The following is a 15,791-nucleotide window of genomic DNA, read 5'->3' as shown; positions in this document are numbered from 1 at the left end:
TGTAAGGGTTTTACTCTTAGACGTACGAGGGCGTATATCCTTTGCCGCTTGATTACTTTTGCGACTGTCAGGCCACCTTCGCGGGCAAGCCTCGCTCCTACAGGAGAATGCGATACCTCTGTAGGAGCGAGGCTTGCCCGCGAAGGGGGCCGAACAGTCGCCACAGCTCTTTTTCTGGAAACACCCCATGCCCAACATCCTCCTGGTCGAAGACGACACCGCGCTCTCCGAACTGATCGCCAGCTACCTGGAACGCAACGGCTATTCGGTCAGCGTGATCAGCCGTGGCGATCATGTGCGCGAACGTGCGCGGGTCAATCCGCCGGACCTGGTGATCCTCGACCTGATGCTGCCGGGGCTCGACGGCCTGCAAGTCTGTCGCCTGCTCAGGGCCGACTCGGCCACGTTGCCCATCCTGATGCTCACCGCCCGGGACGACAGCCACGATCAGGTGCTGGGCCTGGAAATGGGCGCCGACGACTACGTCACCAAACCTTGCGAGCCACGCGTTCTGCTGGCGCGGGTGCGCACCTTGCTACGGCGCAGCAGCCTCGGCGAACCGCAGACCGCCAACGATCGCATCCTGATGGGCAACCTGTGCATCGACCTGTCCGAGCGCACCGTGACCTGGCGCGAACAACTGGTGGAGTTGTCCAGTGGCGAATACAACCTGCTGGTGGTGCTGGCCCGGCATGCCGGCGAAGTGCTGAGCCGCGACCAGATCCTGCAACGCCTGCGCGGCATCGAGTTCAACGGCACCGACCGCTCGGTGGACGTGGCGATTTCCAAGCTGCGACGCAAGTTCGACGACCACGCCGGCGAGGCGCGCAAGATCAAGACCGTGTGGGGCAAGGGCTACCTGTTCAGTCGCTCCGAGTGGGAATGCTGAGGCGATGTTCAGAATCCTCTTTCGCCTGTACCTGGTGACGATCGTTTCGTACAGCGCGGCGATTTACCTGGTGCCGGACGTGGTGATCAAGCTGTTCCATGAACGCTTTGTCACGTACAACCTCGATTATTCCCGCGGTTTGCAAACCCTGATCGTCAAACAGTTCCACGCGGTGCCGACGGAACAGTGGCCGGCCCTGGCGGCGGAAATGGACAAGGAGTTCCAGCCGCTGCACATCGTGCTGTCCGGCAAGGATGACGCCGATTTCACCCTCGATGAGCGTGAGCGATTGCAGCGCGGCGAGAATATCGTGCGCATTGGCGACTGGGGCTGGCGCACCCTGGCAGTCGCGCCGTTGAACGAGCGGACGGTGGTGCAAATGGTGGTGCCGCCGGACCCGCTGGACGTCAATCTGTTGTACTGGAGCATCAACGTACTGATCGGCGCGACCATGCTCGCCTGCCTGCTGCTGTGGTTGCGCCCGCACTGGCGCGACCTCGAACGTCTCAAAGGCACGGCTGAGCGCTTCGGCAAAGGGCACTTGAGCGAACGCACGCAGATCTCCCACACGTCCAACATCGGCAGTCTGGCCAATGTGTTCGACACCATGGCCGGCGACATCGAAAACCTGCTGAACCAGCAACGGGACTTGCTCAACGCCGTGTCCCACGAACTGCGCACGCCGCTGACCCGCCTGGATTTCGGCCTGGCGCTGGCGCTGTCCGATGATATGCCGGCGCCTAGCCGCGAACGCCTGCAAGGGCTGGTGGCGCACATTCGTGAACTGGATGAGTTGGTGCTGGAGTTGCTGTCCTACAGCCGTCTGCAGAATCCGGCGCGGTTGCCGGAGCGGGTTGAAGTGTCGCTGGATGAGTTTATCGACAGTATTTTGGGCAGCGTCGATGAAGAACTGGAATCGCCGGATATCGTGATTGACGTGCTGCTGCACGGTCAGCTTGAGCGCTTCACCCTCGACCCGCGCCTGACCGCGCGTGCTCTGCAAAACTTGCTGCGCAATGCAATGCGCTACTGCGAAAAACGCATTCAGATTGGCGTGCAGGTGTGCCCGAAAGGCTGCGAAATCTGGGTCGATGACGATGGCATCGGCATCCCGGAGGATGAGCGCGAGCGGATTTTTGAGCCGTTTTATCGTCTGGATCGGAGTCGTGATCGCGCCACTGGCGGCTTTGGTCTGGGCCTGGCGATCAGCCGTCGGGCGTTGGAAGCGCAGGGCGGGACGTTGACGGTTGAAGCATCGCCGCTGGGTGGCGCGCGGCTCAGGTTGTGGTTGCCCACCCCAATCTAACGACAAGCACACCAACCTGTGGCGAGGGGGCTTGTCGGAATGCCGCATCACCCCGTTGGGGCGCGAAGCGGCGCCCCAGTAGTCTTTCAGTTAAATCGCATTAACGGGTTTTGCGACTGCTTCGCCGTCGAACGGGGGCAAGCCCCCTCGCCACAGGGAGTCCTTTTCTACGGAGATTATTAGTCGAGTATCTGGGTGGATTGAATCAACCCAACCCCAGCCACCTGCATCCGCTCAACCGCTGCCGCCAGCGAACCATCAAGATCAATCGCCCGGCACGCATCCAGCACCACAAACGCATTGAACCCCGCCGTGCGCGCATCCAGCGCGGTAAACATCACGCAGAAATCCAGCGCCAGTCCGACCACGTAAACGGTGTCGATGCCCCGTTCCTTCAAATACCCGGCCAACCCCGTGGCGGTCGTGCGATCCGCCTCCAGAAACGCCGAATAACTGTCGATATCCGGATTACAGCCCTTGCGAATGATCAGTTGCGCGTGGGGCAAATCCAGATCGGCGTGCAACTCGGCGCCGTGGGTGCCGCGCACACAATGCTCCGGCCACAGCGTCTGTTCGCCGTAGGGCAATTGAATGACATCGTAGGGTTTGCGCTGCGGATGGCTGGACGCAAACGAGGCGTGGCCAGCCGGGTGCCAGTCCTGGGCAATGATGACCTGTTTGAACTGGCCTCCGAGGTGATTGATCAGAGGCACGATCAAGTCGCCTTCGGGCACCGGGAGTTGACCGCCGGGGATGAAGTCGTTTTGTACGTCAATCACCAACAGGGCCGTGCGTGAAGCGAGCAGCGAGGGATGGGGCATGGGTGGTTCCTCCTTGGAAGTCAGGTGCCAAGCATAGTGAGGATTCCCGTCATGCGCTCAGCCGACCTCGCAAAACCTTGGCCATGTCTTCAAGATCCGCCATGGTGTTGTGCCCGATCAGCATCCAGGCGTGCTCTGTGTCAGCCCAGTACACAACGTTCATGTTGTGCCGGCGTTCCTGGGCAAACGGCCGGCTGCCCTTGTTGGAACGGGTGACGCACAGTGCCATCGGGCCGTGGGTCGGATCGAGGTAGGTAATCTGGGCGATGGGCACGCCGTCGTACTCGAGGATTTGCGCGCGTTTGAACTCCAGGCGCGGCAAGGTCAGTTTTGCAGGCGCCAGGTTCAGGCCCAAACGGGTGTCGATGGTGCGCAATTGTGCGCGCTGGGTGGAGTCGTCGCTGGGCAAGTGCTCCAGGGTTTGCGGCACGTAGAGCGACATATAGTCGGCCACCAACCCACGCCAGTTGCTTTTTTCCTGGCTCAACTGCCAGCCGAGGAACAAGCGATCCGCTACCACACTGCTCACCACCAGACCGGCGGCTGCCGCCAGAAACCAGCGCCGGTTCAGGGCCGGACGGGCAGGGCTGGGCAAGGTGTCGAGCATGGCTTGCAGGCGATCCACCGGTGCTTGCCGCCCCAGTTCGTCATAGGCGTCCTTGAACGGCAAGTTGCTACGGGCCAGCCATTGCAGGCGTAGGTTGAGCGTCGGGTCTTCGTTGATGGCGTCGTCGATGCGGGCGCGTTGCTCGATGTCGAGCTGGTCGTCGAGGTAGGCCACCAACTGTTCATCCGACGGTATTGTCGGTCGTGAGTGGTCGTTCATCGACGTTCTCCCGTGGTTGGGTTCGGTACGGCATGCAGGGGCGGGTACTCCGCGAGTTTCAGGCGGGCGGTGGCCAGTCGGCTCATGACCGTGCCGATGGGCACTTGCAGCACATCCGCCACCTCGCGATAAGACAAGCCTTCAACGTAAGCCAGGTACACCGTTTCGCGCTGGGCTTCGGGCAGGGCATCGACCCGCCGGATCACCTGGGCGGCCAGCACATGGGTTTGCGCCGCGTGTTCACCGTCGAACGACAGCGCCTCATCGGCATTCACCAGGCCTTGGCCCAGACGCACACGCCGGGCGCGTACTTCGTTGAGCCAGATCGAGTGCAAGATGCTCAGCAGCCAGCGGTCCATGCGGGTGCCGGGCTCATATTGCCCGGCCCGCTCGAGTGCCCGCACGCAGGTGGCCTGCACCAAGTCTTCGGCGACGTGCCGTTGTCGGGACAGCAGCAAGCCGTAGCGCCATAACCGCGCCAGATGCTGGCCCAACTCTGCTCGTATTGCCTGATCGCTGGCGATAGCGACCTCCATCCGTTCGGTGTGTCAGGTTTTCGATGAATCGTTGATGGCTTCGGCCAGGTCCTGGTATTCCTCGCAGGTGCTGCCGCAAATCGACTTGATGTGCTGCAACTGTTCCTGGGCCAGATCCAGCCGTCCTTTGATCACGTACGCCTCGCCGAGGTATTCGCGCACTTGCGCATACTGCGGGTCGAGTTTGACCGATTGCAGGTAATAGCCGATGCCTTCGTCGGTGCGGCCTAGTTTACGCGTGGCGTAGCCGCGATAGTTGAGCGCTTTGGCGGTGTTTGGATCTTTCAGCGTATCGAGCAGGGCCAGGGCTTCTTCGTAACGTCCGTCCTTGGCCAGTCGATAGGCGTAGTCGACGCGGTCGTTATCCGGCACCAGGCTGCTGGTTTGCAGCACGCATTTGTTCGACTTGCTGTCGAACACCTGGCCTTTAGGGCAATTGGGCTTGGCCGGCTCATCTTCATCGCCATGGGCAAACGCCGCAGTGCTGGATAGCGCCGCGACCAGCAACAGTGGGGCGGTGAAAACAGCGAAACGGATATTCATGGGTGAAACTCCATTCACAGTGAAAATAGATTCGTGGGCAGGTATCCATAGAACACCCGTCTACGGTGTTTTATTCGTTTCAGTTCGCATCGCGACCCGGCAGCATCCGGCGCAATGTGCCGTCCCGCAGGCCGTAATGATGAACCAGTGCCATCACCGCATGCAGCCCAGCCAATATAACGATGGCCCAGGCCACGTTTTCATGCAGACCGCCGAACACCGACTTCATGCTTTTATCGAAGGTCATCAAGGTTGGGACATCGAACAGACCGAAGAAGTTGAACGGTTCGGCCTGGGCCCAGCGAAACAGAAAACCGAGCACGATCTGGCCCAACAGCAGCAAATACAACGCCAGATGCGCGGTTTTCGCCGCGATGTTCATCATGCCCTGATTGGCCGGCGGCAAAGGACGGCCACGGGACAGACGCCACAGCAGTCGACCGATGACAATCACCGCCAGCAGGATGCCGCAGGAAATGTGCACCGACTGCAAACCCTTGCGCAGCGGCGTGCCTTTGGCCAGTTGTTCCCAGATTTGCGCACTGGCGAACATGAAAATCACCAGTGCGGCGGTCAGCCAGTGCAGGCTCATGGTCAGGCGGTCGTAACGTGTCGGTGAATCGGCGTTCAGGCGGTTCATGGGCAATCCTCTTGGGCGATGGCTAGTGAACACCGTTGTGTGAACAATTATTCATTTCTTTCTGAAGATCTTTGCAGGGGACGTTCAGGTCCAGACGCTATGCTCGCAAGCATCGCTGAGTATCGGGAGAACTGTCATGAGAGAACACATTCACCATGCTGCCGCCGATGGCTACAAAACCGGCGCCGACACCTACGTGCGCGGCCGCCCGGACTATCCGCCGCAAGTCGCCGATTGGTTGACTGGTACGTTGGGGTTGAATGACGACAAAACCGTGATCGACTTGGGCGCCGGCACCGGCAAGTTCACCGGACGGCTAGTGGCCACCGGGGCGCAGGTGATTGCCGTGGAACCGGTGCCGCAAATGCTGGATAAGTTGTCCGCCGCGTTTCCCGACGTTCTGGCCGTCAGCGGCACGGCCACCGATCTGCCGCTGCCGAATGCCTCGGTGGATGTCGTGATCTGCGCCCAGGCTTTTCACTGGTTTGCCAGCCCCGAAGCCCTCAGCGAAATTGCCCGGGTGCTCAAGCCCGGTGGCAAGCTGGGCCTGGTGTGGAACCTGCGCGATACCCGGGTGAGTTGGGTGCCGAAGCTGGACGCGATCGTCAATGCACTGGAAGGCGATACCCCGCGCTACTACACCGGTGCCTGGCGCCTGGCTTTTCCGCACAAGGCGTTCGGGCCGTTGCAAGCGCAGCATTTCGGGCATGGGCATACCGGGTCGCCGGAGGATGTGATTTTCAATCGGGTGCGGTCTACCAGTTTTATTGCGGCGTTGCCCCAGGCACAGCGGGATAAGGTGGATGCGCAGATGCGGGCGTTGGTTGAGGGTGAGCCCGCGTTGCGCGGCAAAGACGTTATCACCGTGCCTTATGTGACGGCGGCGTTTGTGGCGGTGAAGAGCAGTTAGATTGGTGGTGTGGCCATCGCGAGCAAGCTTTGCTCCTACAGGCGGCGCGCTCTTGTAGGAGCAAGGCTTGCCCGCGATGAGGTCTGCCCGGACGCTACACCTCCCGGACCAGTCCCGCATTTGGCCGAACCACTGCCTTACTCCCACCCGCGATGCCTTGTTATAGTTCGGGCCTCATTTTCTGCCCGGTCAAGGATCACTGCCATGTCTCAGTACACCGCGTTTACCGTCGAACTCGCCGACAAAATCGCCCATGTGCAGATCAACCGCCCGGAAAAGATCAACTCGATGAACGCCGCGTTCTGGAGCGAGATCATCGAGATTTTCCAGTGGATCGACGACACCGACGAAGTGCGGGTGGTGGTCCTGAGCGGCGCCGGCAAGCACTTTTCTTCCGGCATCGACCTGATGATGCTGGCCGGCGTGGCCAACGAATTGGGCAAGGACGTCGGGCGCAATGCGCGGCTGCTGCGGCGCAAGATCCTCGCCCTGCAAGCCTCCTTCAATGCTGTCGATAACTGCCGCAAACCGGTGCTCGCGGCGATTCAGGGCTACTGCCTGGGCGGCGCAATCGACCTGATCGCCGCGTGTGACATGCGCTACGCTGCCGAAGACGCGCAATTTTCGATCAAGGAAATCGACATCGGCATGGCCGCCGACGTCGGCACGTTGCAACGCTTGCCGCGGATCATCGGTGACGGCATGCTGCGTGAACTGGCTTACACTGGTCGCAACTTTGGTGCCGAGGAAGCGCGCGGCATGGGCCTGGTCAATCGCGTCTACAGCGACCGCGACAGCCTGCTTGATGGCGTGATGGGCATTGCCCGTGAAATCGCCGGCAAGTCGCCAATCGCCATTACCGGCACCAAGGAGATGATCAGCTACATGCGCGACCATCGCATCGACGACGGCCTCGAATACGTCGCCACCTGGAACGCCGCCATGCTGCAATCCACCGATTTGCGCGTGGCCATGGCCGCCCATATGAGCAAACAGAAACCCGAATTTCTGGACTGATTAACCATGATTTCACGCTGGACCACCGCAGTACTGGACACCGATCAACCCGGCGGCTGGGCCGTGGCACGCAGCCCCGAAGGCTTTTTGTTCGATGACAACGGCGCGCTGTTCCCCCGGGAATGGCTCAAGCGTCAGGACTTGTCGATCCTCGCCGAACACGGCATCGGCCACCTCGATGGTGAGCCGGTTTACCTGCTGGAGCTACGCAGTGCCAGCGAAGTGCCGGGCTGCAACTGGAAAGGTCTGCGGGCGTTCATGCTTGAAGGCGATCACACCGTCTACAAGGTGCTCGGTTATGCCGCGCAGATCGGCACCTGGTACCGCGAACACCGCTTTTGCGGTAACTGCGGGCAGGCCACGCACCAGGTTCCCCGCGAGCGGGCGATGTACTGTGAGCCGTGCGATATCCGCTATTACCCGCGGATTTCGCCGAGCATGATCGTGCTGGTGACCCGTGGCGATGAAGTGTTGCTGGCACGTTCTCCGCGATTCGTCGCCGGGGTCTACAGCACCTTGGCCGGTTTCGCCGAGCCGGGTGAATCGGCCGAGGATTGCCTGATTCGCGAGGTTCGTGAAGAGGTGCAGATCGAGGTCAAGAACATCCAGTACATGGGCAGCCAGTGCTGGCCGTTCCCGCACTCGATGATGCTGGGTTTCCACGCTGAATACGCGGGGGGCGAAATCGTCTGCCAGGAGGACGAGATCGAAGACGCCCAGTGGTTCAACATCCACGCAATGCCACCGTTGCCGGCCTCGCGCTCGATTGCCCGTTACCTGATCGACGTCTATCTGGCGCGGCGCTTAGGCCACGCTGAACCAGTGCTGCCAGGCTAGCCGTACGGTCAAGCCCAGCACCACGGTGATGAACACCGGACGAATAAACTTCGCTCCGCCGCTGATGGCGGAGCGTGCGCCGAAGAACGCGCCGACCATCACCGACAGGCCCATGCTCAGGCCGATGATCCAGTCCACTTGCCCGGAAAACACGAACACCGACAGCGCCGCGATGTTGCTGACGAAGTTCATGCTGCGGGCCACGCCGCTGGCCTTCACCAGGTCGATGGGGTACATGAGCATGCTGCTGACGGTCCAGAACGCACCCGTGCCAGGGCCGGCCACACCGTCGTAGAAACCGAGGCTGAAGCCTTGGGTCGATTGCCACTTCTTTTTGATCGGTGCGTCGCTGTCCAGCGGTGCTTTCGGCGTGCCGCCAAACAACAGGTAGACGCCACAGGCGAAGACAATCACCGGCAGCATCTTGTTCAGCCATTCGGCAGGCAGGTAATGCGCGACCACGGCGCCAGTCAGCGCGCCGACCAAGGTACCGACGATGGCGTGCACCCACTGCCTGGGGTGGAACAGCTTGCGGCGGTAGAAGGTGAAACTGGCGGTGGCCGAGCCGAAGGTCGAACTCAATTTGTTGGTGCCAAGCACCAAGTGCGGCGGCAGGCCGGCGGTCAGCAGCGCCGGAGTGGTCAACAGCCCGCCACCGCCGGCGATGGCGTCGATGAAACCGGCAATGAAAGCGACAACGGCCAGAATGGCCAGGGTGGTGAGGTCAACGCTGAGTTCGAAAGGCATGGAATCGGCTTATTCGGCGGGGCGCAGAAAGTGGCTGCGGGGAAGGCCGGTATCTTACCTAGAAAGCAGGTTTGTTACAGCTGATCGTTCCCACGCTCCGCGTGGGAATGCCGCCATGGACGCTCTGCGTCCGCCGTTGACGTGGGGACGCGGGGACGCGGAGCGTCCCGAGATGCATTCCCACGCGGAGCGTGGGAACGATCAATGCATTCCAAATGTAGGAGCGAGGCTTGCCCGCGAAGGCGTCAGCCCAGCCAATACATCACTTCAGCGCAGGCCCATTCCCGATCTGCCAAACAAACGGCGGTTCAGTCCCGTTAATCACCCAATCCCCGACAATCCGCGCCTTGTAGATCACCGGATTGTGCGACGAAACCGTCCGCGCATTGCGCCAATGACGATCCAGGGATTTCCCTTGGCGAATATCCGAAGCCCCCAGTGCATTGAACAGTTCAGTGGTCGCGCGCTGGATCAATTCGGTGACCACCACTTGCGCCTTGGCCGATTCGATTTCCGCTGCAACATTGGCGGCTTGTTCCAATACTGCATCGCCAGAGAAGCGTGCTTCATAAGCTTTCTGCGCCGGTTGCGCGGCCTTCAAGGCACTGGCCTCGGCGGCATACACCTGCGCGGCAATCTCACCGACCACTTGCTGAATCTGCGCATCCTGGCTGACATGTTGGGCATTGCCATGGCTGTAGATGCGTTTGCGTTCGCGCACCTGCTGCGCCACATCGCGCAACGCCGCGCGGCCGATGCCGGCCAGGGTCGCCAGCAGCACCAATTGATAGAACGCAGTCTGGTATTTGAAGCGGGTGGCGAAGTCGATGATGTTCTCGGCATCGACTTCGGCATCGATAAACCGCGAGGTGCCGCTGCCGGTGGTGCGCTGGCCGAAACCGTCCCAGTCATCGCTTTGCACAATGCCGGGCTGGCGGGTGCGTACGGCGGCAATCACGTCGCCGCCGGTGTCGCTGCGCTGGGCGTAGACGTCGATCCAGTCGGAGAAAAGGCTGCCGGTGCTGTAGAACTTCTCGCCGTTGAGCCGCCATTGATCGCCGTGGGGCGACACTTTGGTGATCACATCACCGATGGCCACGCTGCCGATTTCGGTCCAGGCGCAACCGACGATGTCCCCGGCCACGAAGCGTTTGAACCAGACATCCCGCGCTGGACCGGGCGCAGCGTTGAGGCGGTCCTCGGCGAAAGCGAAGTGGCCACGCAAGGCCTGCGGGACATTGGAGTCGGCTTCGGCCAGTTCGATCAGCAGTTCAAACAGCTGCGGCACCGAGGCACCGCCACCACCATATTCCACCGGAACCCGTACGGCGCCGAAACCGGCTTCCTTTAACCATTGAATGGGCTCGTAGGGCAGGCGGCGGGTTTGTTCACGCTCAACGGCGCCGGCGGCAATGCGAGTGAAGATCGGCCGGAAACGGGCGGCGAGGGTTTCGTAGTCGGTGCCGGTGGATAGGGGGTTGATTACCTGGTGGTCGGTCATGGGAACAGCTCCTTGGGGCGGCAGTGGATGCAAGGGGGATTGCACGGTCCATGCCGGGGCTGTCGGGCCAGGGTTTATTGGAGAGATTGGAATTGGAGGCGACTGAACTGTTGCTGGGCAAACAGTGCAACAGCAAATTGCCCCTGACACACCCGAATCAATGTGGGAGCGGGCTTGCTCGCGAAGGCGGCCTGCCAGCCAATAGAGATGCTGAATGTGCAACCGCATTCGCGAGCAAGCCCGCTCCCACAGGGATCTCGGTCGACTCAGGACATTTGTGTTTTGCGCACTGGCACGGTTGCTGCTCTAGCCCAAAGACTTCCCAAAAGTCCCGAGGACACGCCAATGAGTCAGCAAGCCGTCAAATTTGCCTACTGGGTACCGAACGTCAGCGGCGGGCTGGTGGTCAGCAAGATCGAGCAGCGCACCCACTGGGGCATCGATTACAACCGCAAACTGGCACAACTGGCTGAGGCGGCCGGGTTCGAATACGCCCTGACCCAGATTCGCTTCACCGCCGGTTACGGCGCCGAGTTCCAGCATGAATCCGTCGCCTTCAGCCACGCGCTGCTGGCCGCCACCACTAAACTCAAAGTCATCGCTGCGATCCTGCCCGGGCCATGGCAACCGGCGCTGGCGGCCAAGCAACTGGCGACTATCGATCAACTCACCAATGGCCGGGTGGCGGTGAACATCGTCAGCGGCTGGTTCAAGGGCGAATTCCAGGCCATCGGCGAACATTGGCTGGAGCACGATGAGCGCTATCGCCGATCCGAAGAATTCATTCGTTCGCTCAAAGGCATCTGGAGCCAGGACAACTTCACCTTCCGTGGCGATTTCTACCGTTTCGACAATTACAGCCTCAAGCCCAAGCCACTGGGCCAGCCAGAAATTTTCCAGGGCGGCAGCTCCCGCGCAGCCCGGGACATGGCGGCGCGAGTGTCCGATTGGTACTTCACCAACGGCAACACCCCCGAAGGCATCAAGGCTCAGGTCGATGACATCCGAGTCAAGGCTGCGGCGAACAATCATTCGGTGAAGGTCGGCGTGAATGCGTTTGTCATTGCCCGCGACACCGAAGAAGAAGCGCGCGCGGTGCTGGCGCAGATCATCGACCAGGCCGACCCGGAAGCGGTGAATGCGTTTGGTGATGCGGCGAAACAGGCGGGCAGGGCGTCGCCGGAAGGCGAGGGCAACTGGGCCAAGTCAACGTTCGAGGATCTGGTGCAGTACAACGACGGGTTCAAAACCAACCTGATCGGCACGCCGCAGCAGATTGCCGAGCGGATTGTCGCGTTGAAAGCGGTCGGGGTGGATCTGGTGCTGGCGGGGTTCCTGCATTTCCAGGAAGAAGTGGAGTATTTCGGCAAGCGGGTGTTGCCGTTAGTTCGCGAGCTTGAAGCCAAGGCTGGCGTGAAAGAACAAGCCGCGGTCGCCTAATGATCGTTCCCATGCTCCGCGTGGGAATGCATCCCGTGACGCTCTGCGTCACATCGGACGCGGAGCGTCCGTGGCGGCATTCCCACGCGGAGCGTGGGAACGATCGGTCTCGGTTTACAGACCGAGGTCGGAAAGTCCCGGATGATCGTCAGGACGACGCCCCAACGGCCAGTGGAATTTACGCTCGCTTTCCTTTATCGGCAGATCGTTGATGCAGGCAAAACGATTGGCCATCAAACCGTTTTCATCAAACTCCCAGTTTTCATTGCCGTAGGAGCGGAACCAGTTGCCCGAGTCGTCGTGCCATTCATAGGCGTAGCGCACGGCGATGCGGTTGCCGGTGAAGGCCCAGAGTTCCTTGATCAAACGATAGTCCAGTTCCTTGGCCCATTTACGGGTCAGGAAACCTTTGGCTTCTTCGCGGTTGTAGGCGAATTCGGCGCGGTTACGCCACTTGGTGTCCAGGGTGTAGGCCAGCGACACACGCTGCGGGTCGCGGGAGTTCCAGCCGTCTTCGGCCAGGCGAACTTTTTCGATAGCCGATTCACGGGTGAACGGCGGCAATGGCGGACGAACTTCGGCATTAGATGACATTGAATGTCTCCTTATAAAACTAAAGTTAAAACACGGCTTGATTAAGCAGTTACAGGTCCAATAACTTTCGCGCCATGCATTGCGCATTATCGGCGGCACTGTGATCACCCATCACAAGCGCTACGGTAATGGCCCCATCGATCAGGATCAGCAGCTGTTTGCCCAGTGCCTGCGGATCGGTGGCGCCATGTTCGGTGCAAAGCTCGACCACGTAGTCGAGCAGTTTCTGTTTATGCTCTTTGGCGACCAGGCGCACCGGGTCTTGCGGGTCGCCGGTTTCGCCGCTGGTGTTGATGAAGGCGCAGCCGCGGAAGCCTTCGGAGTCAAACCAGGCCCTGAGCACGGTAAACAGGTTGAGCAGGCGCTCGGCCGGGGTCGCGGCCTTGTCCACTTCAGTCCTGTACCAGTTCATCCAGCGCACGTCGCGCCGTTGCAGGGCCGCGACGGTAAGCTCCTCCTTGTTGGCGAAGTAGCGGTAGATACTTTTCCGGGAGACGCCGGCGGTTTTCACCAGAAGATCCATGCCCGTGGCAGCGATGCCACTTTTGTAGATCAACTTTTCGGTGATATCCAGAATGATATTGCGTGTGTCGTTGCTTGTGATTTCGTTCATGGGGCAAACAGTAGAACGATCGTTCTCCTTGGTCAAGCGGGTATTTTTAAAAGATCGTTCCCACGCTCCGCGTGGGAATGCATCCCGTGACGCTCCGCGTCACAGCTTTACAGCGGACGCGGAGCGTCCATGGCGGCATTCCCACGCGGAGCATGGGAACGATCAGTGTGGTAACAAGACCCGAACGGATCCATGGTGTAAGCTCTCGGGTTCTTCGGATTCGACCTTTTTGCGAGCCTTATGCCGTCGCTTTTCAAACGCTCTCTGCTGCCCAAACTGCGCAGTTTTCCGCTGACCGCCGATGCCGTCACCATTCTTTCCGGCGCCGCCGAATACCGTCGTTGCCTGTTGGAAAAAATCGCCCAGGCGACCCAGCGCATCTATATCGTCGCGCTGTACCTGCAACAGGACGAAGCCGGCCAGGAAATCCTCGATGCCTTGCACGCCGCCAAACTGGCGCGTCCGGAACTGGACGTGGTGGTGGTCGTTGACTGGTTGCGCGCCCAGCGCGGCTTGATCGGCGCGGGCAAACAGCCGGGCAACTCGGCCTGGTATCAGGAAATGACCCGCACCCATGAAAGCGTTGTGCCGGTGTACGGCGTGCCGGTGCAGACCCGCGAGTTGTTCGGCGTGCTGCATTTGAAGGGTTTCGTGATCGACGATTGCGTGATCTACAGCGGCGCGAGCCTGAACAACGTTTACTTGCACAAATTCGACAAGTACCGCTACGACCGTTATCACCTGCTGCAAAACACCGCGCTGGCTGACTCCATGCAGCACCTGATCCAGCACGGTTTGATCGCGTCCAAAGCGGTGCATCGCCTCGACCTGCCGAACCTGCCGACCACCCGCAGCCTGCGCAACGACATCGGCGACCTGCGCAGCCGCCTCAAGCACGCGACCTACGACACCACGGCCGGCAGCACGGCCAAGGGCGGTCTGTCGGTCAGTCCGTTGTTGGGTGTGGGCAAGAACAACCCGCTGAGCCGGGTGATCTGCGAACTGATCGCCAGCGCCCAGCATCAGCTGACGATCTGCACACCGTATTTCAACCTGCCGCTGCAGGTGACCCGGGAAATCAACCGCGCCCTGGCCCGTGGGGTGAAGATCGACATCATCGTCGGCGACAAGACCGCCAACGACTTCTACATCCCGCCGAGCGAGCCGTTCAAGGTGATCGCCGCGCTGCCGTATCTCTACGAGATCAGCCTGCGCCGCTTCGCCAAACGCCATCAGCAGAACATCGACAGCGGCCAGTTGAACCTGCACCTGTGGCGTGACGGCGACAACACCTATCACCTCAAGGGTATGTGGGTCGACGAGCGCTACACCTTGCTGACCGGCAACAACCTCAACCCGCGGGCGTTCCGTCTCGATCTGGAAAACGCGCTGTTGATCGATGACCCGAAAAACGAGTTGCAGGCACCGCGTCGTAAAGAGCTGGCGGAGATTTTCGAGAACACCCAACGCGTCACGCGCTACCTGGACCTGGAAACCCTGCCGGAATACCCGGGAGCGGTGGCCAAGTTTCTCAAGCGGGTGAGTCGGGTGAGGATTGAGCGGTTGTTGTATCGGATGTTGTGATGATTAACACAGGCTGGTTGCTGTGTTGTTCTTGAGAATGCCTTCGCGGGCAAGCCTCGCTCCTACAGTGGTTTGGTGTCAAATCACAATAATGTGACCGACCCATAAACCTGTAGGAGCGAGGCTTGCCCGCGAAGGGGCCTGGCGAGACGCTACAAAACTCAGTTCAGCCCCAACTTCCCACGCAACGTCGACAAATCCTCAGCCAGTGTATTCACCGGCCCAACCAGCGCTTTACGGTCAGCTTCCTTCACCTTGTCATAGGTTTCGAAACCACCCTCCTTGGTTTTGTACTTGGCCAGGATCTTGTCCACGGTCGCAAAGTTCTTGTCGACTTTGGCGATGAACGCCGCGTCTTGTTTCTCGATCTGCGGGTGGAACAGATCGACGATTTTCTTCGCGCCGTCGATGTTGCCCTGGAAGTCATACAGGTCGGTGTGGCTGTAACGGTCTTCTTCACCGGAGATCTTGGTCGCGGCGACTTCTTCCAGCAGGGCAGCGGCGCCGCCGACCACTTTCTCAGGCGGGAAGGTCAGACCGGAGACGCGGGCTTGCAGGTCCTTGACGTCTTTGTTCAGGCCATCCGCCAGTTCGCCCAGGCCCTGGGTGCTTTTTTCCGAGAACAGCGTGTATTCGATGCGGTGGAAACCGGTGAAGTCTTCGGCTTTCACGCCTTTTTCGTGGTCGTCGACACGGGAGTCGATGGACGCATCCAGATCACTGAACAGCTCGGCAATCGGCTCGATCGACTCGTAGAAAACCCGGGTCGGTGCGTAGAGTTTTTGCGCAGTGGCCAAGTCGCCTTTTTTCACGGCGTCGGTGAACTTCTGGGTGTGCTCGCCCAGTTGGTCGAGTTGTTCGGTAACGTAGATCTTGTAGTCCGAGACCGGTCCCACCAAATCCAGCGGCGCCGTTGCCGCGAAAGCCGAAAACGGGGTGTTGAGCAAGCCAAGGGTCAGCATTAAAGCGAGTGGCGACTTTTTCATG

17 protein-coding genes are annotated in these 15,791 nt (G+C 60.4%); 7 read left to right on the top strand and 10 right to left on the bottom strand.

Annotation, left to right across the window (positions count from 1 at the left end; all coding sequences use genetic code 11):
- Positions 1–187 precede the first annotated feature (187 nt).
- A complete protein-coding gene (locus tag BK667_RS13450; protein ID WP_027923024.1) occupies positions 188–889 on the top strand; it encodes a response regulator in 702 nt (233 codons plus the stop codon).
- A 4-nt stretch (positions 890–893) separates the two neighbouring features.
- Entirely contained in the window at positions 894–2,195 is a 1,302-nt protein-coding gene (locus BK667_RS13445; RefSeq protein ID WP_123508245.1) for an ATP-binding protein, read from the top strand.
- Between the two features lie 179 nt (positions 2,196–2,374).
- Here BK667_RS13445 and pncA read toward each other — a convergent pair whose 3' ends face one another.
- From pncA to BK667_RS13420, 5 genes are all read right to left on the bottom strand, one after another.
- The gene (pncA, locus tag BK667_RS13440; RefSeq protein WP_123597887.1) at positions 2,375–3,016 is read right to left on the bottom strand and encodes a bifunctional nicotinamidase/pyrazinamidase; all 642 of its coding nucleotides are present in this window, start codon (positions 3,014–3,016) and stop codon (positions 2,375–2,377) included.
- A gap of 49 nt (positions 3,017–3,065) precedes the next feature.
- A complete protein-coding gene (locus BK667_RS13435; protein WP_123597886.1) occupies positions 3,066–3,842 on the bottom strand; it encodes an anti-sigma factor family protein in 777 nt (258 codons plus the stop codon).
- The gene (locus tag BK667_RS13430; protein ID WP_123508248.1) at positions 3,839–4,378 is read right to left on the bottom strand and encodes an RNA polymerase sigma factor; all 540 of its coding nucleotides are present in this window, start codon (positions 4,376–4,378) and stop codon (positions 3,839–3,841) included. The genes BK667_RS13435 and BK667_RS13430 overlap by 4 nt, the downstream gene beginning before the upstream one ends.
- 12 nt (positions 4,379–4,390) lie before the next feature.
- Positions 4,391–4,921: a tetratricopeptide repeat protein gene (locus tag BK667_RS13425; RefSeq protein WP_123508249.1), complete on the bottom strand. Its 531-nt coding sequence runs from the start codon at positions 4,919–4,921 to the stop codon at positions 4,391–4,393.
- Between the two features lie 79 nt (positions 4,922–5,000).
- The gene (locus tag BK667_RS13420; RefSeq protein WP_123597885.1) at positions 5,001–5,561 is read right to left on the bottom strand and encodes a cytochrome b; all 561 of its coding nucleotides are present in this window, start codon (positions 5,559–5,561) and stop codon (positions 5,001–5,003) included.
- Positions 5,562–5,697: 136 nt separating this feature from the next.
- Between BK667_RS13420 and BK667_RS13415 the strand changes: the two genes are divergently transcribed.
- From BK667_RS13415 to nudC, 3 genes are all read left to right on the top strand, one after another.
- Positions 5,698–6,471 carry a class I SAM-dependent methyltransferase gene (locus tag BK667_RS13415; protein WP_123597884.1) on the top strand — a complete coding sequence of 258 codons (774 nt, stop codon included), beginning with the start codon at positions 5,698–5,700 and terminating at the stop codon, positions 6,469–6,471.
- Positions 6,472–6,675: 204 nt separating this feature from the next.
- Positions 6,676–7,488 (top strand): crotonase/enoyl-CoA hydratase family protein, encoded by an 813-nt coding sequence (locus BK667_RS13410; protein WP_123508252.1) that lies wholly within the window; start codon positions 6,676–6,678, stop codon positions 7,486–7,488.
- A 6-nt stretch (positions 7,489–7,494) separates the two neighbouring features.
- Complete coding sequence (nudC, locus tag BK667_RS13405) at positions 7,495–8,325, top strand: NAD(+) diphosphatase (RefSeq protein ID WP_123597883.1); 831 nt, start codon at positions 7,495–7,497, stop codon at positions 8,323–8,325.
- Here the strand turns inward: nudC and BK667_RS13400 are convergent.
- Positions 8,293–9,072, bottom strand: coding sequence for a TSUP family transporter (locus tag BK667_RS13400; RefSeq protein ID WP_123408103.1), 780 nt, complete (start codon positions 9,070–9,072; stop codon positions 8,293–8,295). The two genes, nudC and BK667_RS13400, sit on opposite strands and share 33 nt — an antisense overlap.
- 262 nt (positions 9,073–9,334) lie before the next feature.
- A complete protein-coding gene (locus BK667_RS13395) occupies positions 9,335–10,573 on the bottom strand; it encodes an acyl-CoA dehydrogenase family protein (protein ID WP_123597882.1) in 1,239 nt (412 codons plus the stop codon).
- A 345-nt stretch (positions 10,574–10,918) separates the two neighbouring features.
- Between BK667_RS13395 and sfnG the strand changes: the two genes are divergently transcribed.
- Positions 10,919–12,013 carry a dimethylsulfone monooxygenase SfnG gene (gene sfnG, locus BK667_RS13390; protein WP_123597881.1) on the top strand — a complete coding sequence of 365 codons (1,095 nt, stop codon included), beginning with the start codon at positions 10,919–10,921 and terminating at the stop codon, positions 12,011–12,013.
- Positions 12,014–12,127: 114 nt separating this feature from the next.
- On the opposite strand, the gene BK667_RS13380 is transcribed toward sfnG, so the two are convergent.
- Positions 12,128–12,607 carry a nuclear transport factor 2 family protein gene (locus tag BK667_RS13380; RefSeq protein WP_123408108.1) on the bottom strand — a complete coding sequence of 160 codons (480 nt, stop codon included), beginning with the start codon at positions 12,605–12,607 and terminating at the stop codon, positions 12,128–12,130.
- 49 nt (positions 12,608–12,656) lie between these two features.
- Positions 12,657–13,220, bottom strand: coding sequence for a TetR/AcrR family transcriptional regulator (locus BK667_RS13375; RefSeq protein WP_123597879.1), 564 nt, complete (start codon positions 13,218–13,220; stop codon positions 12,657–12,659).
- Between the two features lie 240 nt (positions 13,221–13,460).
- On the opposite strand from BK667_RS13375, the gene pssA reads away from it, so the two are divergent.
- A complete protein-coding gene (pssA, locus tag BK667_RS13370) occupies positions 13,461–14,804 on the top strand; it encodes a CDP-diacylglycerol--serine O-phosphatidyltransferase (protein WP_123508260.1) in 1,344 nt (447 codons plus the stop codon).
- A gap of 161 nt (positions 14,805–14,965) precedes the next feature.
- On the opposite strand, the gene efeO is transcribed toward pssA, so the two are convergent.
- Positions 14,966–15,790 carry an iron uptake system protein EfeO gene (efeO, locus tag BK667_RS13365; RefSeq protein WP_123597878.1) on the bottom strand — a complete coding sequence of 275 codons (825 nt, stop codon included), beginning with the start codon at positions 15,788–15,790 and terminating at the stop codon, positions 14,966–14,968.
- Position 15,791: the final 1 nt, after the last annotated feature.

Source organism: Pseudomonas frederiksbergensis (assembly GCF_003732705.1).
Taxonomy (GTDB): Bacteria; Pseudomonadota; Gammaproteobacteria; order Pseudomonadales; family Pseudomonadaceae; genus Aquipseudomonas; species Aquipseudomonas frederiksbergensis_F.
The sequence above is the reverse complement of the archived record's forward strand: the minus strand, read 5'-3'. Positions and strand labels throughout refer to the sequence as shown.